The sequence below is a fragment of the Algoriphagus marinus genome (assembly GCF_001936475.1).
GTDB lineage: Bacteria > Bacteroidota > Bacteroidia > Cytophagales > Cyclobacteriaceae > Algoriphagus > Algoriphagus marinus.
Genome location: NZ_MSPQ01000001.1, coordinates 62826 through 83618, shown reverse-complemented (window position 1 = coordinate 83618; position 20793 = coordinate 62826). Strand labels below are relative to the sequence as shown.

Below are 20793 nucleotides of genomic sequence, written 5' to 3'. Positions count from 1 at the left end.
ATTCCTTAATCTGCATGATTATTTGAGTAATTGATTTAATTAAAATTAATTTTCTTTGTACTTTGAAAAGTTGATTCTCTCACAAAAACTCATCGCAGATGTTTTTTAACTTTAAACTTAATTTCAATTGGTTGATCCTCTACTTTTTAAATGCCTGATTTAAGATTTAACATATTAGATAAAGTTCGGGAGAACTCAAGGTATATAGTCTATAAGGCAAATCGTATCCAAGATTCTAAAGCGGTTACTATTCAGACCTTTAGATCGGCATACCCTACATTCCGAGACTTAAACCATTTAAAGCAGGAATATTCCATATTATCTAAGCTTTCCCATCCAAATATTGTTCAACCTATTGGGTTAGAAAATCTGGAAAATTTGCCCATTCTAGTCAATGAGGATATTTCAGGGGAGCCTCTATCAGATTATCTGAAAAGGGGAAAGCTTGACTTAATTATCTTCTTGAAGATTGCCATGGAGATCACTAAAGCAGTGAACTATCTCCATAGCAAAAACATCATTCATAAAAATATCAACCCTTCAAATATTATTGTTGATAAGACTGGCGGGGTCAAAGTCTGGGGTTTTGATTATGCGATAGAGCGAGGGAGGGATTTAAATTATTCCAATGTAAGTGAGGCGCTGGAATTAGGTCTTCATTACATTTCTCCAGAACAAACGGGCCGGATGAACAGGCCTATAGATCATCGAACGGATTTATATTCTGTAGGAGCTGTTTTGTATGAGATGTTAACTGGTAAAACACTCTTTCATTTTTCCGATCCGATGGAGTTAATGCACGCTCATTTGGCATTAGTCCCGGAATCACCACATAAGTTTCGGGATGAAATTCCAGAGGTTATCAGCAAAATTGTCTTAAAACTGTTAAAGAAAAATACCTCTGAAAGATATCAAAGTTGTTCAGGATTGCTGAATGACTTGCAACAGTGTTTGGATCGACTTCTGGATATCAATGAGATCAACGATTTTGCCTTAGGTACTCATGATCGCTTAGATCAATTTCAGATTTCCTCAAAAATCTATGGTAGAGACGAGGAGATAGGTCAGATGAATGAGCTTTTTCAAAGGATAAAAAATGAGAGAGCTGAACTTGCGCTAGTTAGCGGCTATTCCGGAGTTGGTAAATCTAGTTTTGTACGGGAATTTCAGAAATACATTGATTTAGGAGGAGGTTTTTTCATTTCAGGGAAGTTTGAACAATATAAAAAGAACCCTCCATTAAGTTCTTTATTGCTTGCGCTGAATGATTTGATTAATCAGGTTCTAATTCGAAGTGAAGAACAGCAGGAATATTGGAAAAACTCCATTTTGAAAGCTGTTGGTAATTCCGGGCAACTGATTATTGATATAATGCCCGATTTAGAATTGCTGATCGGACCTCAGCAGGAAGTGCCAAGTCTTCCCATGAATGAGTCCAAAAACCGATTTGATCAGGTATTCAGCAGTTTCATTCGATCTTTTGCAAGCGAAGATCATCCGCTGTGTATTTTCTTGGATGATCTGCAGTGGTTAGATACTACGACCAGAAGATGGCTGGAGAATACGCTTCTGGATTCAAGTTTGAAGCATTTGCTGATCATTTGTGCCTATCGGGAAAATGAGGTTTCTCCGTCGCATCCACTGATGATGATGTTAGACAGGTTACAATCTCAGGGAGTGGGAAGTACTCTTTTTGCTTTAGAACCTTTGGGTCAGGATTCTGTCGAAGAAATCATTGCTGACTCCCTTTCTATCCCTAAGAAAAGTGGAGAGGAACTGGCAAAAATAGTTTTTAGAAAAACGCTGGGGAATCCATTTTTTATCAGGCAATGTCTTCTTACGCTTTATGAAAGCGGGGTAATACATCTTTCACAAAACACACTTCATTGGACCTATAGCGCCGAAAAGGCCCATCGTGTCAGTATCAGTGACAATGTCATTGACCTGATGTCGGAGCTTTTTTTCAGACTTCCTGAAGAAGTTCAGACTACGTTGAAATACGCTTCTTGCATTGGAAATACATTTTCTATAGAGGTTTTAAGTGGCTTGGTGGATATAACTGAGGGAGAGCTGGATATGCAGCTCAAGCTCGCCGAAAAACTTTGCATCATCGAGAACCTAAATACAAAAGAACGCTCGGGTGATGATGATTATGGTTTTCAACATGATAAAATCCAACAGGCAGCCTTAGGACTACTTTCTGAGATTGAGAAGCAGAAGATTCGGCTGGAAATAGGGAAAAGTATAATCTCAAAGATTTCCAATATCGAGCATTCTGACTCAATCTATATTCTGACAGACCATTTAAATTTTGCCCAAAGGTTAATTGATAATGAAGCCCTTCTGCAAAAACTAATTGAACTGAACATCTCTGCGAGTATTAGGGCTAAGCATGCAAACGCCTATGAGTCTGGACTGATTTATATCAGGAATGCGATGGAATTGGTTCAGGAAAAAAAGTTGGTAGTCACGAAAGAGATCCATCGAAATTTGAACCTACAGCGGGCAGAACTGGAGCATCTTGCCGGAAATAATAGTATGGTAGTTCACTTTTTTGACGAGGCTCTAAAAAACACAGAAGATGTAATTGATAAAGCAAAAGTTACCATTCGAAAAATACAGTACTATAATAACATTAGAAATTTTGAAGCAGCATACAAGGCTTGTCGGGAAGTAACCTCCGAGTTGGGAGTCAAGATTCCAGCGGGTTTTTCTCCTCCAAGTTTAGCCATTGAGTTTTTGAAATATAAAGCCATGATGGGTAAAAGGGACGTTGAAGAATTGATTGATCTTCCTGAAATGACGGATGAAAAGCTCAAAACAGCGATTCTTTTGATGGCTGCGGCAGGTCAATCGGCTTTTCAAATCAAGCCCGAGCTTTGTGTATTGGTTTGCGCCATCATGGTAAACTTATGCCTTAAGCACGGAAATACAGATGGGGGATTTATAGGATTTCTTGGTTTTGGGCCAGTTTTTCACAGTGGAATTCTTGGTTACAGATCAACGGGTTATAAAATAGGACAACTTACTTTAGGCTTACTAGAAAAGTACCAAAATCATGGAGCCAGGGCTGAAGCAAATTTTGTGACTGGATATTTTGCTATTCCCTGGAGGCAGCCAGCTAAAGTCATGGAAGAATATTGGTTGAATGCTTATGAGTCAGGATTGGAAGTTGGTGACCTTTTTCATGCGAGTTGTGCCAGTTGCGCGATTGTTCAGAGTTATTTCATGCGGGGCGTTCAGTTTGAAGGGATTCTCGAATCCAGCAATTCCCATTTAGACTTTTTGCGAAGGTTCCAGATTGAAGAAGCAGTGCTGACCATGAGTGCAGTAACTCAATCTATTAAAAATCTTCAGGGTAAAACCAATTCATCGGATTCCTTTTCTGACGAAGGTTTTGACGAAAATGTGTTTGTAAAAAAACTGGAAAGCTTTAATTCAAGGCATTTTGCGCATTTCTATTACATCAATAAAATGCAGTCCCTCTATCTCTGGGAAGAATTTGATCAAGCTTTTGAGGTTTCTATTACCTCGGATATTTATCTAAAAGATTCTCCAGGGATGCTTCATACTGCGGAGCATTATTTCTACAAGGGAATGATTTTGGCCGCTTTGATTCCGAATAGCGGTGGGATAAATAATTTGAAAAGGAAAAGAGAACTATCAAGTATAGTTAAGAAATTTAAAAAATACAGCCAAAACAGTCCATCTAATTTCGAGCATAAATACCTCCTTCTTTCTGCAGAGTTAGCCTTGGTTTCAGGCGATTTTGAAAAAGCACAATCGGAATTTTATTCAGCTTTGGACTCATCGGAGAAATATGAATACCTCCAAATACAAGCACTTGTCAATCGACGGCTATTTGAGTTGCATTTGAAAGATGGCAAAAAGAAAATTGCAGCAATTCATTTGAGTGATGCAGTATATCTCTATGACTTGCTTGGGGCTAAAGGCATTGTCGAGCTATTGGTCTCCAAGAGTAGCTCGAGCAATTTTTCCCAAATGGAATTCAGGTTTGTAGAAAGAGCAGATGATAACAAAGCCTCTCAAAAGTTCTCAAATCAAGATTTGGATTTGAAATCAGTAATGAAATCATCCGAAGCAATTTCTAAAGAAATCAAGCTGAAAGACCTGCTCACAACTTTGATGAAAATAATCATTGAAAATGCCGGAGCTCAGCGGATGGTTCTCTTGTTGAAAAGCGATAATGAATTTTTGGTTCAGTCAGAATCCTGTACCAAAAATATCGAACCCAATCTATTTGAAAATCTTCCGCTCAAGAGCTTTGATGCGATTGCAAAAGAGGTAATCCTCTTTTCAGCAAAAAACAAGGAAAGTGTGATTTTGGAAAATGCTTTCCAAGATGCCGGGTTTGGAAAAGATCCTTACATCCTCAGCGAGAAAATGAAGTCCATTATGGTTGTGCCTTTAATGAAACAAAGCGAGGTAACCGGGATCATTTATCTGGAGAATAATTTGATTGAAGGAGCATTCACGATTGAGCGTTTGAATTTGATAAATATTTTATCAAGCCAAATGGCTATTTCCTTAGAAAATGCGCTTTTGTATCAGAATATGGAGGAAAAGATTAGACTTAGGACGAGGCAGTTGAATGAAGAAAAAGAAAAGTCCGAGCAATTAATCTTAAATATTCTACCTCCTGAGATAGCCAGTGAACTGAAAAATAACGGACTTTCTAAAGCCCGTCATTTTAAAAATGTTAGTGTAATGTTTACTGACATTGTAAATTTTTCAGGATTATGTGAGATTCTATCCGCAGAGGATCTGGTTTCCGAATTGAATTATTTCTACTGTGAGTTTGACCGTATCGTTGAAAAATATGGAATCGAAAAAATAAAAACAGTGGGCGATAGCTATTTGTGTGCGGGAGGCTTGAATTTGACTAAAGAATTTGATGCTTCAAATATGGTTTTAGCGGCCTTTGAGATCAATGAGTTTATAGGTGAACACATGAAATCAACAACTTCTGAGGGAAAGCCTGTTATCAGTATGCGAATAGGAATTCATACAGGGCCAGTAATTGCGGGAATTGTAGGTCTTAAAAAGTTTGCTTACGACATCTGGGGAGATACTGTCAATGTCGCATCCAGAATGGAGACTGCCGGCGAACCAGGCAAAATCAATATTAGTGGGCAAACCTATGAGTTGATCAAAGATAGGTTTAAGTGTACCCCAAGAGGCAAGATTAAAGTCAAGAATAAAGGTTTTGTAGAAATGTACTTTATAGATTCAGAAATTTAACCCACTACCTTAAATGGTAGTTTTTATTTATAGTTATTTTATTCACTTTAAAACCTATTTAAAATGAGTTATTTATCCTATCCGAGGATTAATTTTTACGGACGTTTTTTTACCGATCCATCTACAGTAAATAATGATCCTACCCATTACGAAGTAAGTAATACCGTTCCTTCACCTTGGCAGAACCCCAAAGGTTTGCACCGATTTCAACTTCAGGAATCCAGTGTGGTTTCCGCTATTGGAAAAGATGGAGAGGTGCAAGACCCAATTGTAGGGCAGCCTTTTATCACTACAGATAAGCCTTCTGCTGCAAAAATTGCAGACATAGACGTTTATCAACAGGGAGTGCCCACTATTTATGGGATGCAAGTGAGTATTCCTATTTCTGAAGGAGTAAGCTTGACGGGATTGATTGATCCCGCTGTGCTCAACCAATTATGGTGGGTAGCTGTTTTGGCTACAAGAAGTTGGGAGGATTCTGACTATCAAATGGATAGTTTTGGTGGCGATATGAATGCCTCTGGAGTTTATCAATCCATTATTAGGGTACCGGTTGCTTCTTGGCCAAGCGATGACGTTTCTCCGGTTTTAGCAGAATTGAAAAGCAAAACCTTAGAGGAAAATGGGAATTATCTAGTTTCCATCCGATTTGTAGTGGATGGATATAGAAATGTACCTGAGGATAAAAATTATCAAACTGGTAGAATCACCGGTTCATTAGGACCAGTTTATGCAAATGAACCTCTTTCTAGTCCTGGGGTGAGAATGCTGAATGGAAGAGCTCAGGATAAAAGCGACCCATGGAATTGGCCAATGTTTAATACCTGTCCATTTACAGTGGATCCGGAAAGAAAGCTCCTAATTATTGACTTGGCAAATGGGATTTGTAGACAGACAGCCGGCGGCCCTCCTGTACAGCTTGGAGATTTGACAGCTTGGATTAAGCCAGCCAATGGCGCTCCAATTTCTCTGGGGAATGTGGATTATTCAGAGTTCTGTTTTAATTCCTACTCGCATATTGTGCAGATTCCCCTGACAGATGACCAGATCAATGTTCTTAAGTCATCTGCACTTAGCCTAGAAATGTCTAGAACAGATATAGGGCCTGTAGAAATCTTCAATGAGGATATCTCGCAAACAATTATCGAAGTGGAGGAGAGACCGATTCGACTTACTGGAAGACCGGGAAATATTGCCACTACTAAGGTTTATGTGAGCAAAATGGCTAGCCCTTTAGTTGGGAAGCAGCTAAAGGTGGATATTGTCAGTGTCCATGGAAATACACCAGGGGCAACGGTTCCGCCGAGTAATCCAGGAAATACTCCTCAAGCATTTGGAGCAATTGAAGCTTCGGTTTCAGCCACTGATGCGAATGGGTTTGCGACTGTCACAATCGTGGTTTTAAAAGATCCTGGTTATCGTACACCACAGTTGGACGGCCAGTTATATTTCATAAATCTCTATGATTCAGAAGTAACAGCCCCAGTGAGTGTCTCGCAAAGTGCGATGATTTCTTGCCTAGTTTGGTCTAATTATATTGTAAATGAGAATCCAAGTTGGCCAGAAATTCAGGAGATTTTTGCAGGATACGTCAAGCTGTTTCCAGGTATGACAGAAAAAATTAACCTGATTGATTTCAAATCATTCGAGGTTTTTGCAAAAAATCCGCCTTGGGATCATATGTACGGCACGAGTGAGCCAGGACCACTGGGGATTAAGTCAGGGGCGATCGGGTTTTTTATGACTAGAGATTTCAATGATACGCGGTATATGCCTGTGACCAGAGACATGTCTCCTGAGAAAAGCATGACCGTTCTGCACTTTATTAAAAATCTTCAGGATGGCACAGCCACTGGACCAAACACGCAATCATCATGAAAAAGCTAATTTTAAATCATTTCTTATTATTTGGAGCGGCTTGTTTTGCGTTAGCATCTTGTAATGGTTCAAGTACTTCAGAATCTGCTGATAGTTCCGTACAAATGTTAATGCAAGAACCCGTTGCAGATCCAAATATTCAACCAAATGTATTGCCATATACCATTGAGTTTGAAGAGCAGAATTTCACCAATAAGCCTGCATTACCCGGCTTACAGTCTTATACGAGCGCAGTCAATAAAGCTGGAGAAATCCTCGTAGTCGGAGGAAGAAGGCAAGGTTTACACACTTTTATGCCTGCACCGGAGAAAAATTTCATTCCTGACAGTGCAAATAACTTCCTTTATATTTTGGATCCAAGTTCTGGGGATTTTTGGAAGTTTGATGTGAATGGGTTGAAGAGTGAACTGTCTGAGCAATTACAGTCCAATAATTTGCAGGGCTACCATGATTTGGAAACAGATGAAATGTATGTAGTCGGTGGTTATGGCTGGAAAGCGGATGGTTTGGATATGAAAACCTTCGGGAGCATCATCCGATTTAAAGTTGAGGCCCTGACCCAAGCGATTAAGAATGGAGCCTCCGCTAGTGAGATAGAGGGGTTGATGGAGTATGGGAAAGACGATCGATTTGCAGTCACAGGTGGCGAGCTAGCCAAGCTAAATGGCAGATTTTATCTTGTTTTTGGACAGCGATTCGATGGCCAATATCGTGCCTTTGGAGGTACGGATTTTACTCAAGAATATACTGAAGAAATCAGAGTGTTTACATTAAAACCTGGTTCTTTGGATATTTTGAGCTATGGTGCTAGCACAAGTTCAGATCCTGATAGACCTTTCCATCGGAGGGATGGAAATATTATCGAAGATGTTGATCCAGGAACTGGAACAGAACGGATTACTGCTTTAGGAGGAGTTTTCCCTCCAGGAATTATAGGAGGATATGATTATCCTATTTATATCACGGGACCCCAAAATCCGGTAGTTAAGAAAGATATCCATCAAAAATTTAGCCAGTACGAATGTCCGGTAATCTCTATCTATGATGATGAATCTCCCAATAAATCAATTTATTCTACCATGTTCGGTGGAATCGGGCTTTATTATTATTCTCAAGACTCGACCCAAAAGGCAATTTATAATTTAGCAACAAAGCAAGGTAGGAATGATGGCATTCCATTCGTGGCGGACATCAGTACTTTCATAGAAGGGGCTGATGGTACATACTCTGAATACATTAATGCCAAGCCTATCCAAGATAATAGATTATTAGGTGCAAGCATCACCTTTATAGGGAATAGAGCTTTGATCAGTAATGGGAAGGCGACCGCAAATGGTGTATTAAAGTTGAGTGGGTTGGCCGCTGGAGAAAAAGTTCTGGCTGGATATATTCTTGGAGGGATTGAAGCTGCTGCTCCACTGCCTGAGACTCCAAATAAAGGGACATGTGCTAGTAATTCCTTATTTGCCGTATATGTAACCAAGACACCTTCTGGGGCGATTCCTTCCAGTTTTGGAATCAAAGCAGATCCTAATACACAATGACCTGCTCAGTATTTTAACAGTTTTGAAAAAGCGAGACTCGATCTCGCTTTTTTTATTTGAGGCTATTCAAGTATTATTTCTTTATTTCGGAAATGGATTTCCAGTTTTTGATTGATGGTTTTACAGAAGGACTCCAGCAAATGACTTGGCTTGAGGCTGTGGCTGTGGTTTTCGGGATTGCATCGGTTTTTTATTCAATGCGGGAGCACATTTGGGTTTACCCGACAGGAATAGTTTCCACGCTGATTTACGTTTGGATTTGCCTTCAGTATAAGTTGTATGCCGATATGGGGATCAATGCCTATTACTTCAGCATGTCAATTTTCGGTTGGTATGTTTGGACACATCCAAAAGAAGGGCAAAAAGTATTGCCGGTGACTTGGCTGAAACCTTCTGGATGGCTTATTTCCATTGGAATATTTCTAATCTCGTATTTAATCTTATATCTGGTGCTTTCTCGATTTACAGATTCAGATGTTCCTTATTGGGATTCTTTTACTACCGCATCTGCTTTCGTAGGGATGTGGCTGATGGCCAAAAAGAAAGTGGAAAACTGGATAGCCTGGATCATTACCGATTTGGTCTCTGTTCCACTTTATTTTCATAAAGGCTTAATCCTAACTTCATTTCAATTTCTCTTTTTCACCATTCTGGCTACCTTAGGTTTGATAGCTTGGATCAAATCCGCCAAACACCATGCAGCTTAAAAAAGTCTTAATCTTAGGCCCCGAGTCAACTGGTAAAAGTACTCTCGCTAAAGACTTAGCCAATTATTTTGAGGAACCTTGGGTTCCGGAATACTCTCGAATGTATCTTGAAAATTTGACTCGAGACTATGATTTTGAAGACTTATCCACAATGGCTAAGGGCCAATTGGAGGTGGAGGAAAAAGAAGAGAAGCTAGCTAAAGACATTCTCTTTTGCGATACCGATTTGAGAGTTATCCACATTTGGTCGGCACACCGATTTGGAAAAACTGATTCCTGGATTTTAGAGGAAATCGAAACTCGTATCTATGATTTGATATTGTTGACCGATATTGATTTGGGTTGGGAGCCGGATCCTTTGCGTGAACACCCCGAACCGGAAATGCGACTTTACTTTTTCAAAAAGTATCTTGAATTAGCCAAATCAAGTGGGTTCCCTTTTGAAATTATTTCCGGTTCTCGTGAAGAGCGGCTTCAAAAAGCAATTTCCGCAGTTCAGATTCATACTAAAATTTAATCGGATGAGATCAATCTTTCTTTTTTCAATCCTGTGGATAACTTTGATTTCTTGTGATGAAAAAGAAGTAGAACAGGCCATCAAGCCAAATATCGTCTTTATCCTCGCAGATGATTTGGGCTACGGAGAAGTTGGTTATCAGGGACAGGAAAAGATCAAAACACCGAATATTGATGCGCTAGCAGCATCAGGAAAAATCTTCACCAATCATTATACCGCAGCCCCAGTATGTGCTCCGGCTCGATGTATGCTATTGACGGGAAAGCATGGAGGTCATGCCTACATCCGAGGCAATGACGAATGGCGCGAGCGGGGTGAAGTTTGGGATTATGCAAAAGCCGCTGAAGATCCTAACCTGGAAGGGCAGCGCCCACTTCCTGCCGATACTCAAACTTTGGCAAATTTGCTTCAAGCTGCAGGTTACAAAACCGGGATTGTGGGTAAATGGGGATTGGGTGCACCATTAAGTGAAGGCATTCCTACCAATCTTGGCTTTGATTATTTTTATGGATACAACTGCCAAAGGCAAGCCCATAATCTCTATCCGCCTCATCTTTGGGAAAATGAGACCAAGATCAAATTAAATAATGAAATCGTTGTTCCGCGAACCTTGCTAGACTCGCTTGCCGATCCAAATGATCAGAAAAGTTATGCCCGTTATGAGCAAGAGGATTATGCACCTGATCTGATGCACGAAAAAGCCCTGGATTTTATTGAGTCAAATCAGGATAAGCCATTCTTTCTTTATTATGCTTCTCCACTTCCGCATGTTCCTTTGCAAATTCCTGCTAAGGACCGCGCTGATTATGTGAAAGCTTTGGGAGAGGAAATTCCCTATGATGGTTCTCAAGGATATTTCCCCAATCAAAACCCAAGAGCAGCTTATGCGGCGATGATTGCTAAGCTCGATCAACAAATCGGTGAAATCAAACAGAAATTGGATGAGTTGGGTTTAGCAGAAAACACCATCATTGTAATCACTTCAGATAATGGCCCTACTTATACCGGTGGGGTGGATTTTAATTTTTTTGAAAGTTCAAAACCCTTTACCAATGGGTATGGCCGAACCAAAGGCTTTGTCTATGAAGGTGGAATTCGAGTTCCAATGTTGGTGAATTGGCCAGGAAAAGTAGAGGCAGGTACCTCAAGTGATCATATCTCCATCTTTTACGATTGGCTACCTACGATCTGTGAATTGATAGGGATTCCTATTCCAGATGACACGGATGGGGAAAGTTTCATGGCAGCGATCTACGGAAAGGCTCAGAAACCACACGAGTACATTTTCTGGGAATATCCAGAATATGGTGGGCAACAGGCAATCCGAATGGGAAAGTGGAAAGCGATTCGACAAAATATAATTGCCGAGAATTCACTTGAAATCGAATTGTATGATTTAGAAAACGATCCTCAAGAACAAATAAATCTGGCCGCTACCAATCCAGATCTTATCTCAAAAATGGAAGCTATTTTCAAAAAAGAGCATTCAAAATCTGAATTAGAACGCTTCCATATGCCAGCTTTAGGCGATTAAATATATTTGATACAATTGAATTGATTACCATTTGTATAAGGAAAGGGTCGCTGCCTCGACGAGCTTGATCATGTCTTTGTGAGCATTATTGTTCAGGATGATTATAGTTTTATTTTCTTCAATGTATCTGACAATAATAGTTCGATATCCGGGGTTGTCCCCCGTATGTGAAACCATCTTTCCGAATGGGCTCTTAGGCTCCAATTCCCAACCAAAACCATAATAACTTCTGATTCCATCATTTAAACGAAAAGCCGTAAAAGCCTCTTCGATTGTTTTTTGGCTTACGAGTGTTTCTGTATAAAGCGCTTGGTCCCATTTTAACAAGTCCGCTGCCGTGCTGCTGACCCTTCCTGGCCCTTTCCGATTTCCCAGCCAAACGGTGTAATCCGAGGAGTGAAATTTATTCGCATTGACATAGTTTCCCGCTTCATCCTGAAGATGACCGGCGGCAAAGTTATTCACTTTGGATTTCTCTTCAGGGGAGCGAATCGCCGTGCTTTTCATTCCCAGCGGTTGGAAAATCCATTCTTTGGCTAGTGCCACGAAATCTTTTCCACTTGCTTTTTCCACAATACTTGCCAGCAAAACATAGCCTGTATTGCTGTATTCATATTTTTCGCCTGGCGAAAATAGGATTGGCGGCGCATACTTTCTCAAGTAAGTCAGGATTTCGGGGTTGCCGGCCACTTTGCTTTTGTCCCAGTGCTTATCCATGATGTCTTGATAGTCTGGCAAACCGCTGGTATGTGTCAGGAGATTTCGAATGGTGATTCCCTGATAAGGAATCTCCAAATACTTATCCACAGGATCATCAAAACCCAGTAAGCCTTTTTCTTGGCACATCATCACCAGCATAGCGGTAAATTGCTTGGAGACTGAGGCAAGCTCAAAAATATCATCAGTTTTTAGGGGTGTTTTATCCTCAAAACTTCGATATCCCGTCGCTTTTTCGAATAGGATTTTCCCATCTTCAGCTACTAAAACGACTCCCGAAAAACCCTCCTGACTAGCGCGAAGAAAGGCATCTTCCAAAATTTTCTCCTGAGCAAAAAGGGGAAGATTTAAAATCAAAAATCCCAAAAAGTAGAGGACAAGGTTGAATAGGTTTTTCATGGTTGAGTCATTAGGTTGAAAAAGATACAAAAAAACAGCTAATTGAGGGTTAGATTTCAAATTGTAACTATGTCATTTAAGTCGGCTTTGATTCTTTGCCTAATGGTAAGTTTGATGTTTTTCTCAAATCAGGCTTTTGCTCAAAAGAAAGCGGTATTCATCATTTTGGACGGGATTCCCGCTGATGTTTTGGAGAAAACCCCTACTCCCAACCTCGATAAAATTGCTAAAGTAGGAGGCTATACAAGGGCTTACACTGGAGGTGAAGTTGGTGGTTATTCTGAGACACCAACCATTTCTGCCGTTGGTTATAATTCTTTATTGACAGGGACCTGGGCGAATAAACATAATGTCTGGGGAAATGACATTAAAGCCCCAAATTATAGCTATTGGAGTATTTTTCGATTCCTGAGAAAGTCCAGTCCTTCTGCTAAACTTGGTATTTATTCTACTTGGGAGGATAATCGAACCAAATTGATTGGGGAAGGTCTTGCAGAAACAGGATTTTTTAAAATGGACTTTTCTTTTGATGGGTTTGAAGTAGATACTTTAACTTATCCACATGACTCAGATAAGAAATACATTCAGAAAATTGATAATCTGGTCTCCTATGAAGCAGCTTATCAACTTAAAACCATCGCTCCAGATCTTTCATGGGTTTATTTGGAATATACCGATGATATGGGGCATCGCTTTGGGGACAGTCCTGAATTGGCAGAAGCAGTAGCGCTAGCTGATGAGCAAGTGGGTAGAATCTATGAGTCGATTCGCTATCGGGAAGAGAAATTTGGAGAGGAATGGCTAATTCTTATTACCACTGATCATGGCCGTAAAGCTGAGGATGGAAAAGATCATGGAGGCCAATCAGATCGAGAGCGGGAAATATGGATGGTCACAAATGCAAAAGAGCTCAATCCTTATTTTGAAAATTTTATCCCAGCGATGGTGGATATTTTACCCACAATTGCCAGGTTTTTGGAAATTGATTTACCTGAAAATGCTTTGAAAGAAATAGATGGTGTCTCACTGATTGGTGATATTTCCTTGGTAAACGCAAATACAGAAATCGAAAATGAACAGATAAAGTTGACTTGGGTGCCGATTCAAAAATCTGGAAAGGTTACGATTAGCTATGCTTCAACGGATAATTTTGGGGAAACTGGTAATGTGGATAACTATTCGAAAATTGCCGAAATAGACCTTTCTGCTGCAGAATTTCGATTTCCGATCGCTGAATTGCCTCCCGGAAAATTGAAGTTTTGGATTCAAGGGGAGCGTAATGGTATTGGGGTTTGGTTGATTCGATAAAGATTGAAGTCGACCAAGACTATCAACAAAAAGAAATCTTTGGATGCTTTGGCTCTAGATCTATAAACAAAAAAGCCGACTTTCGCCGGCCTTTAAGTATTCTTTGAATTAAATATTAATCCATTCCACCTTTTCTGGTAGGAGAGCGAACCGCCGGCCATGAGGTTGGATTTCCATTTCGGTCGAGTGGAATTCGGATTTCTCTCGAAACCATCTCAGGCTCTTCACTAGCCATATAGACCATGATCGCAGCCATGATTACATTGTTCTGAACATCGTCAAAAACAATCTTATCATAAGTGTCCAAATTGGTATGCCAAGTATAATTGAAATAAGACCAGTTCAATGAGCTAAGCGAAAATGCCGGAACGCCAGCTGCTACAAAAGAAGCATAGTCAGATCCGCCACCACCTGGGTTTCCAGGAAAGGTCGTTTCCACATCTCTGGTAATGCTACGTGGCACTTTACTCATCCATCTACCTAGGTATTCATAGCTGTCAACAAATCCTTGTCCTGAAACATTAGCTACCCGGCCGGTACCATTATCCTGATTGAAAAGTGCTTGAATTTTGCCCATCATCTCAGGATGATCTTCTACAAAAGCTCTTGATCCATTTAGGCCTTGCTCCTCAGAACCCCAATGTCCCACCAAGATGGTTCGCTTTGGGTTAGGATAAATTTCCTTCAAAACTCGCATCACTTCCATCATCATGATGGTTCCAGTACCGTTGTCTGTAGCGCCGGTGCCACCATCCCAGGAATCAAAGTGGGCTGATAGCATGACATACTCATCAGGCTTTTCCGTACCCTTGATCTCAGCGATGGTGTTGAAAGTTGGAGTAACACCAGTCTCTTTTGATTGAGCATTTAGGTTAATCATCGGTTTTTGGCCACTTTCAGCCAATCTGAACAGTAGTCCATAATCTTCCAGCGATAAATCAACCGTTGGGACTTTTTTGGTAGAGGCAGAGAAGATCTTATTTGCTCCGAAACCCTGTGACCAATAAGAAGTGATGATTCCTAAAGCGCCCGCATCTTCCAAAGCAGTAGGAAGTTCTCTTCTGCCTTGACCTGTATTTCGAAGTCGCTCGTTCCAAGCATCATTCATTGCAGAGCGATCTTCTTTCATTTTTGCGAAGGATTCCTCTGTTGCGAATTCCTCCCAATTGTAATCTGGGCGACCTGTGATTTGAGGTGCAGAGATCATTACATACTTTCCTTTGACCGATGGAAGCCATTTTTCAAAAGCTGCGGCATCCTCAAGCATTGGAAGAATTACTACCTCACCAGCAGCTCCACCTTTTGGAGAAGCTGGACTCCACGCGAGTTGGGTTCCTGCAAGTGATTTGGTCCAAGGAGCAGTCATATCGATATGAGTAATGCCACGCTCCCAGCCTCTCCACTCGCCCCATTGTTCGTTTCGGGCCTCTATTCCCCAGCCTTTATACTTTTCAACTGCCCAGTCGTGTGCTTTTTGCATTTGTGGAGAACCAACCAATCGTGGGCCGATTCCATCCATTAATTCGTGACCAAGAACCTTTAATTGTGAATTTTCACGGGCTTCTTTGATGATGTCATTGATGACTTGATCCTGCGCTTGCACTTTTACATTGAAAAGTAGCAATAGCCCGAAGCCTAAGAGGTAACGTTTTTTCATAAGATTTTCATTTAGATTCTAAAAATAGGATTTCACCACAGCTTTTTTCAACCGTTGGTGGATTTGATTGGGAATGATTGATCTGAAGCGATTGAATTAAACAATTAAAGGTGTTTTTTACCAACTTGCTTTACTATTCCTCCTTTGACTTCTTTGATGGTCTGCACGTAGAAAAAGGCCTTTGGGTCTATCTCAGTAATTGCCTTTTTTATCCGGTGTACTTCCAGTCTAGTGACCACCGCCATGATAATATCACATTCATGATGAATATGGAAAGTCTCGGGTAGATAGCCTCGCTCTCCTTTATATACAGAAATAGCTTTCCCGAATTTTTTCACAATCAATTCTTTCACAAGCTCATGCTCCTTGGAAATTACAGTGAGAGCAGTGTATTCTTCAAAGCCTTCTACCACATAATCAGTTACTTTGATGGCCGTAAAATAGGTGAGTAGAGAATACATTGCTGGTTCGATTCCGAAGAAGAAAGCCGCCGCAAGCATTATCAAGGAATTAAGGAAAAGTGTAATCTCACTACCTGAAAAAGCGGAGTTCTTTTGCGTGAAATCAGTAATTACTTCAAAACCATCTATCAATCCACCGCCACGAATGATGAATCCTATGCCAGTTCCCATTAGCATTCCTCCAAAAACTGCAATTAGAACCTTGTCATTTGTGACTGGCTCCATCTGCAACACTTCCAAAACGCCAATTAATAAGAAAACTGAAATGGTTGCTTGAACGGCAAAGGTCTTGCCTATTTTTTTGAACCCGATATATAAAAATGGAATGTTTAAAACGAAAAGGAGCAGATTAAGATTGATGCCAAATTGCAGGTTAATCAAGATTGCAATGCCAGTTACTCCTCCATCTAGAAACTTGTTCGGAAGCATGAAAGCTTCTAACGCAATCGCTGCAAAGGCAACTCCAATCAGGTTATACACAATTGGAGTAGGTGAAAAAATCTGTTTCCAGTCAATTTTTTCATCAGAAATATTCATTCAGATTAGTATTTAAATTAAATGGCAACGCCATTTAAGCGTGATAAAAGTCTTATTAACTCTAAGGCTAATTATTTGAATGGTTAAAATAGATATTTTATTCTGAAATAGAATTCACTCTTCCAAAGAACTCGATTTTTTACCTTGGAATGAAAAATGAAATTACCTCCTAAAATCCCTGTTCGCCATTGCACATTCTATTTTTAGGAAAACATACTTTTCGATTGAGTTTTTCCACATTTTGGGCTTAATTACAATAAATAAGATCCGCCACATCAAGAATTGATCATGGATAAAGGAATAGAAAATTCAAATATGTTCTATCAACTACTTGCTGAATCCTGCGAGGAAAAGTCACTTAAATGGATTCAGGTTCAAGCTGAGAAAATTGAGAACTCTACCGAACCAAACGCTTTGTTTTTGGCATTTAGCCAAGCATCACGCTATTTCAAAAAAGTAAGCTGCACACCTTCTCCTAGTTTGCAAGCAAAGCTGCAGAGCCAATACGCTAATCTTGAAGTGAGTTATTGGACCCTTCTTCAAATTGCTCGAACGTATTTGATTTTGAAGCTTCCTTTTGGAAAAGAAAAATGGTTTAAAACGATCAACCAACTTTTTGAAACAGGTGATTTATATGAGCAGCAAGCTTTATTTGCGGCGTTGCCTGTATTGCCTTTTCAGGAAGAATTGATCCCTAGAGCGATCGATGGTTTACGGACAAATATCTCATTGGTTTTTGATGCAATTGCTCTGAATAACCCGTATCCAGCAAAGTATTTTCCTGAGGCCAACTGGAATCAAATGGTCTTGAAAGCAATTTTTATGCAGCGTCCTCTTTATCAGATTCAAGAACTTGAATCTCGAAGAAATCTGGCTTTGGCAGATATAGCAAGAGATTTTGCACATGAGCGTTGGGCAGCAGGGAGAGATGTGATGCCGGAGCTTTGGAGATTGATTGTTCCTTTTGTCAATGAATCCTTTCAAAAAGATCTGGAAAAGGTACTTGCCACCGATGACCTGCTTCAAGTGAAAGCAGCGGTTTTAGCAGTTCAAGAGTCAGATTTTGCCCCGTCCAAAATACTCCTTGAAAAATATCCTGAAATTATCAAAGGAATTCAAAAAGGTGAGATTAAATGGGAATCGATCGGTTTGGAATTTCAACGTACTCGAGTTTAAAAAAATAGCTAATTTCAAATTCTCAAATTTAAAAACTTGTCCATGTATATAGATCCACATATTCACGTAGTCTCCCGGACTACTGATGACTACGAAGCGATGCGAAAAGCTGGCATCGTCGCTATCATCGAACCTGCTTTTTGGCTGGGTCAGCCTCGGACAGAAGTCGGAAGTTTCAAAGATTACTTCAGCACTTTGGTTGGATGGGAGCGGTTTCGGGCAAGCCAGTTTGGGATTTTACATTATTGTACCATGGGATTGAACTCCAAGGAAGCCAACAATATTCCTTTAGCTGAGCAGGTGATGGAACTTTTGCCTCTTTATGTGGGAAAAGAGGGAGTTGTTGCGATCGGAGAGATTGGATATGATGATCAGACGGAAGCTGAAGATCGATTTTATAGACTTCAGTTGGAATTGGCAAAGGAAGTAGATCTTCCCGTTTTGATTCATACACCACATCGGGACAAGCGAAAGGGGACAATTCGAAGTATGGATGTGGCCGAAGAGCATGGCTTAGACCCTAAAATGGTCATCGTAGATCACAATAATGAAGAGACTGTAAAAGAGGTTTTGGATCGTGGTTACTATGCAGGATTTACTATTTATCCACATACCAAAATGGGCTCCGAGCGGATGGTTGAAATCGTCAAGCAATATGGTCCTGAGCGAATTATTGTCAATTCTGCCGCGGATTGGGGAATTTCAGATCCTTTGGCCGTACCAAAAACTGCCGATCTAATGCGAAAATCAGGGATTCCGGAGGAGCATGTCCGTCTTACTACCTATCAGAATGCGTTAACTGCCTTTGGTCAAAGTGGACAGATGGATGAGCAAGATTGGCTAAATGCACCCCCTTTGGATCAAACCAAAAAAATGAGTGGCAACTCAGTGCTTCGTGGTGGGCAAATTCCACGGGTTGAGGGAAGCTCAGATTTCGTGGAAAATTGATCCATGAAGGATTCTAAGCTTTTTGCCTTCTTACAGCTCACACGTCCCGCAAATGTAGTTACTGCGATTGCAGACGTTTGGGCAGGATTTGCCATCGCTGGAGGATGGTGGTTTATGGTAAGTGACTGGACGCTTGGACCGGGAGTTTTTTGGCAAAAATTAGCATGGCTTTCATTGAGTACAATTGGATTGTATGCGGGCGGTGTTGCCTTTAATGATGTCTTTGATGCTGAATTAGATGCCCTAGAGCGCCCAGAGCGCCCAATTCCAAGTGGGAGAGTGAGTAAAGGAGCTGCTGCCTGGATGTCCACAATTCTCCTGATTTTAGGAGTATTAGCGGCAAGTCAAGTGAATATTGTGGCAGCAGGTCTTGCTTTGATCGTTGCCATTCTTGCCGTCATTTACGACTATTGGGGGAAGCACCAGTTTTATTTTGGGCCGGTCAATATGGGTATGTGTCGGGCTGGTAATTTACTCCTTGGAATCAGTGTAGCACCAGAGTTAATCCATTCTCCTCTGAGTTTGATTGGTTTTATACCCTTGATTTATGTAGCCGCTATCACCATGATTAGCCGAGGTGAAGTGCATGGTGAAAATCGGAAAGCGCTTTATTTAGGGGGAACGATGTACTCTTTTATTATTCTGTTCATTTTAGCCGCTAGTTATTTATGGAGTCCAGATTATTGGCAGACCATTCCTTTCCTCATTGGCTTAGCTTTCATGATCTTTCCTCCTTTGATCAAAGCAATTCGAACGCAGGACCCTAAATTGATTGGCAAATCGGTAAAAGCTGCCGTTATTTCCTTGATTATCCTCAATGCTTCCCTTTCTGCTGCATTTTCAGGATGGAAGATTGGGGTAATTGTGTTATTGTTGCTTCCTGTTTCACTCTGGTTGGCAAAGAAATTTGCAGTGACATAACCTGATTTCAAACCAAAGTGTGAACAAATTGTCTTAGCCTTATTAAGCCCATTAGACCGGATTTTAGTAATGAATACCATCATTGAACAGAATTTTTCAGTACCCTTTCGCTACCAAGTTTGCTTTACAGAGAATCTGTTCAGTATTGAAAATCACCTTTTCCTAGAGGCTCTTGAAAAGGGCAAGAAACCTAAAGTGTTTTTTGTAATCGATTCTGGAGTTTCGGATAGTCATCCTGATTTGGTGACTGCCATTAAGAACTATTCAAATAACTATTCTGGTAACTTTATTCTAGCAGCTGAGCCATTGATTGTTCCGGGAGGCGAGGAATGTAAAAACGACCCTTCGATCTATCAAAAAGTTGTAGAAGCGACTCATTTATATGGCATAGATCGACATTCTTACATCGCTGTGATTGGTGGGGGAGCGGTTTTGGATATGGCAGGTTTTGCAGCCGCAATATCCCATCGTGGCATCCGTCTTATTCGAATTCCCACTACAGTACTTTCTCAAAACGATTCAGCAGTTGGTGTCAAGAATAGTATTAATGCATTTGGGAAAAAGAATTACCTCGGGACATTTACTCCGCCGGTGGCTGTATTAAATGATTTCAATTTTCTCAAAACCTTGGATGATCGTGATTGGAGAGCTGGGGTTGCGGAGGCTATAAAAGTGGCTTTGATCAAAGATTTAAGTTTTTTCACTTGGCTAGAAGAAAATGCAGAAGCCATGGCCAGAAGGGAGATGGAGCCAATGAAAACTCAAATCATCCGATCGGCTCAGATGCATTTGGATCACATTGCAGGGAAAGATCCTTTTGAGTTTGGCTCTTCCAGACCACTTGATTTTGGACATTGGGCGGCTCATAAATTGGAGCATTTAAGTGATTTTAGAATTCGTCACGGAGAAGCTGTGGCCATTGGAATAGCATTGGATTCAGCATATTCTTTTCTTCAGGAAAGAATTTCAAAATCTGATTTAGACCGTATTTTCCAATTGATGCATACCTTGGGCTTCCAGCTTTTTGCTCCGGAATTAGAAGGTGCCAATCTGGTAAAAGGCTTAAAAGAATTTCAAGAACACCTTGGAGGACAATTAACGATCATGCTTTTGGAGGCTCTAGGTAAAGGCATTGAAGTTCATGAAATGGACGAGCAACTGATACATCAAGCAGTCGACATCCTTTCAGAATTTCACCATCAGCAACAGTCTGGTAACTAAAAGAAT

14 protein-coding genes are annotated in these 20793 nt (G+C 40.5%); 11 read left to right on the top strand and 3 right to left on the bottom strand.

All coding sequences use genetic code 11. From position 1 onward, the window contains the following. Positions 1 to 150: 150 nt before the first annotated feature. The 6 genes from BVC88_RS00325 to BVC88_RS00300 all read left to right on the top strand — a co-directional run bounded on the left by BVC88_RS00325 (position 151) and on the right by BVC88_RS00300 (position 11442). On the top strand, positions 151 to 5262 hold the full coding sequence (locus BVC88_RS00325) for an adenylate/guanylate cyclase domain-containing protein (protein ID WP_075348655.1): 5112 nt from the start codon (positions 151 to 153) through the stop codon (positions 5260 to 5262). Positions 5263 to 5325: 63 nt separating this feature from the next. Beyond that, entirely contained in the window at positions 5326 to 7140 is a 1815-nt protein-coding gene (locus BVC88_RS00320; RefSeq protein ID WP_075348654.1) for a hypothetical protein, read from the top strand. Continuing rightward, positions 7137 to 8684 carry a hypothetical protein gene (locus BVC88_RS00315; protein WP_139316495.1) on the top strand — a complete coding sequence of 516 codons (1548 nt, stop codon included), beginning with the start codon at positions 7137 to 7139 and terminating at the stop codon, positions 8682 to 8684. Before BVC88_RS00320 ends, BVC88_RS00315 begins: the two co-directional genes overlap by 4 nt. Before the next feature lie 92 nt (positions 8685 to 8776). After that, the gene (gene pnuC, locus BVC88_RS00310; protein ID WP_075348652.1) at positions 8777 to 9391 is read left to right on the top strand and encodes a nicotinamide riboside transporter PnuC; all 615 of its coding nucleotides are present in this window, start codon (positions 8777 to 8779) and stop codon (positions 9389 to 9391) included. Then, the gene (locus BVC88_RS00305) at positions 9381 to 9908 is read left to right on the top strand and encodes an AAA family ATPase (protein WP_075348651.1); all 528 of its coding nucleotides are present in this window, start codon (positions 9381 to 9383) and stop codon (positions 9906 to 9908) included. Before pnuC ends, BVC88_RS00305 begins: the two co-directional genes overlap by 11 nt. A 4-nt stretch (positions 9909 to 9912) precedes the next feature. Then, positions 9913 to 11442, top strand: a complete 1530-nt coding sequence (locus BVC88_RS00300; RefSeq protein ID WP_075348650.1) for an arylsulfatase — start codon at positions 9913 to 9915, stop codon at positions 11440 to 11442. 24 nt (positions 11443 to 11466) lie between these two features. Here the strand turns inward: BVC88_RS00300 and BVC88_RS00295 are convergent, their stop codons facing one another. Further along, entirely contained in the window at positions 11467 to 12558 is a 1092-nt protein-coding gene (locus BVC88_RS00295; protein ID WP_075348649.1) for a serine hydrolase domain-containing protein, read from the bottom strand. Positions 12559 to 12627: 69 nt separating this feature from the next. Between BVC88_RS00295 and BVC88_RS00290 the strand changes: the two genes are divergently transcribed. Beyond that, positions 12628 to 13866, top strand: a complete 1239-nt coding sequence (locus tag BVC88_RS00290; RefSeq protein WP_075348648.1) for an alkaline phosphatase family protein — start codon at positions 12628 to 12630, stop codon at positions 13864 to 13866. 115 nt (positions 13867 to 13981) lie between these two features. On the opposite strand, the gene BVC88_RS00285 is transcribed toward BVC88_RS00290, so the two are convergent. Then, on the bottom strand, positions 13982 to 15523 hold the full coding sequence (locus tag BVC88_RS00285; protein ID WP_075348647.1) for a M20/M25/M40 family metallo-hydrolase: 1542 nt from the start codon (positions 15521 to 15523) through the stop codon (positions 13982 to 13984). A gap of 104 nt (positions 15524 to 15627) precedes the next feature. Beyond that, positions 15628 to 16521: a YitT family protein gene (locus tag BVC88_RS00280; RefSeq protein ID WP_075348646.1), complete on the bottom strand. Its 894-nt coding sequence runs from the start codon at positions 16519 to 16521 to the stop codon at positions 15628 to 15630. A gap of 288 nt (positions 16522 to 16809) precedes the next feature. Here BVC88_RS00280 and BVC88_RS00275 point away from each other — a divergent pair, with 288 nt between their 5' ends. From BVC88_RS00275 to BVC88_RS00260, 4 genes are all read left to right on the top strand, one after another. Beyond that, complete coding sequence (locus tag BVC88_RS00275; protein ID WP_075348645.1) at positions 16810 to 17697, top strand: EboA domain-containing protein; 888 nt, start codon at positions 16810 to 16812, stop codon at positions 17695 to 17697. Between the two features lie 42 nt (positions 17698 to 17739). After that, on the top strand, positions 17740 to 18645 hold the full coding sequence (locus BVC88_RS00270; RefSeq protein ID WP_175574356.1) for a TatD family hydrolase: 906 nt from the start codon (positions 17740 to 17742) through the stop codon (positions 18643 to 18645). A gap of 3 nt (positions 18646 to 18648) precedes the next feature. Next, positions 18649 to 19566 (top strand): UbiA-like protein EboC, encoded by a 918-nt coding sequence (gene eboC / locus BVC88_RS00265; RefSeq protein WP_075348643.1) that lies wholly within the window; start codon positions 18649 to 18651, stop codon positions 19564 to 19566. 69 nt (positions 19567 to 19635) lie between these two features. Next, positions 19636 to 20787, top strand: a complete 1152-nt coding sequence (locus tag BVC88_RS00260; RefSeq protein ID WP_075348642.1) for a 3-dehydroquinate synthase — start codon at positions 19636 to 19638, stop codon at positions 20785 to 20787. Positions 20788 to 20793: the final 6 nt, after the last annotated feature.

What these genes read in the sequence shown, in the direction of transcription:
- BVC88_RS00295 (WP_075348649.1), bottom strand. Translation starts at nt 12,558, where the DNA reads ATGAAAAACCTATTCAACCTTGTCCTCTACTTTTTGGGATTTTTGATT.
- BVC88_RS00285 (WP_075348647.1), bottom strand. Translation starts at nt 15,523, where the DNA reads ATGAAAAAACGTTACCTCTTAGGCTTCGGGCTATTGCTACTTTTCAAT.
- BVC88_RS00305 (WP_075348651.1), top strand. Translation starts at nt 9,381, where the DNA reads ATGCAGCTTAAAAAAGTCTTAATCTTAGGCCCCGAGTCAACTGGTAAA.
- BVC88_RS00270 (WP_175574356.1), top strand. Translation starts at nt 17,740, where the DNA reads ATGTATATAGATCCACATATTCACGTAGTCTCCCGGACTACTGATGAC.
- BVC88_RS00320 (WP_075348654.1), top strand. Translation starts at nt 5,326, where the DNA reads ATGAGTTATTTATCCTATCCGAGGATTAATTTTTACGGACGTTTTTTT.
- BVC88_RS00300 (WP_075348650.1), top strand. Translation starts at nt 9,913, where the DNA reads ATGAGATCAATCTTTCTTTTTTCAATCCTGTGGATAACTTTGATTTCT.
- BVC88_RS00260 (WP_075348642.1), top strand. Translation starts at nt 19,636, where the DNA reads ATGAATACCATCATTGAACAGAATTTTTCAGTACCCTTTCGCTACCAA.
- pnuC (WP_075348652.1), top strand. Translation starts at nt 8,777, where the DNA reads ATGGATTTCCAGTTTTTGATTGATGGTTTTACAGAAGGACTCCAGCAA.
- eboC (WP_075348643.1), top strand. Translation starts at nt 18,649, where the DNA reads ATGAAGGATTCTAAGCTTTTTGCCTTCTTACAGCTCACACGTCCCGCA.
- BVC88_RS00280 (WP_075348646.1), bottom strand. Translation starts at nt 16,521, where the DNA reads ATGAATATTTCTGATGAAAAAATTGACTGGAAACAGATTTTTTCACCT.
- BVC88_RS00275 (WP_075348645.1), top strand. Translation starts at nt 16,810, where the DNA reads ATGGATAAAGGAATAGAAAATTCAAATATGTTCTATCAACTACTTGCT.
- BVC88_RS00325 (WP_075348655.1), top strand. Translation starts at nt 151, where the DNA reads ATGCCTGATTTAAGATTTAACATATTAGATAAAGTTCGGGAGAACTCA.
- BVC88_RS00315 (WP_139316495.1), top strand. Translation starts at nt 7,137, where the DNA reads ATGAAAAAGCTAATTTTAAATCATTTCTTATTATTTGGAGCGGCTTGT.
- BVC88_RS00290 (WP_075348648.1), top strand. Translation starts at nt 12,628, where the DNA reads ATGTCATTTAAGTCGGCTTTGATTCTTTGCCTAATGGTAAGTTTGATG.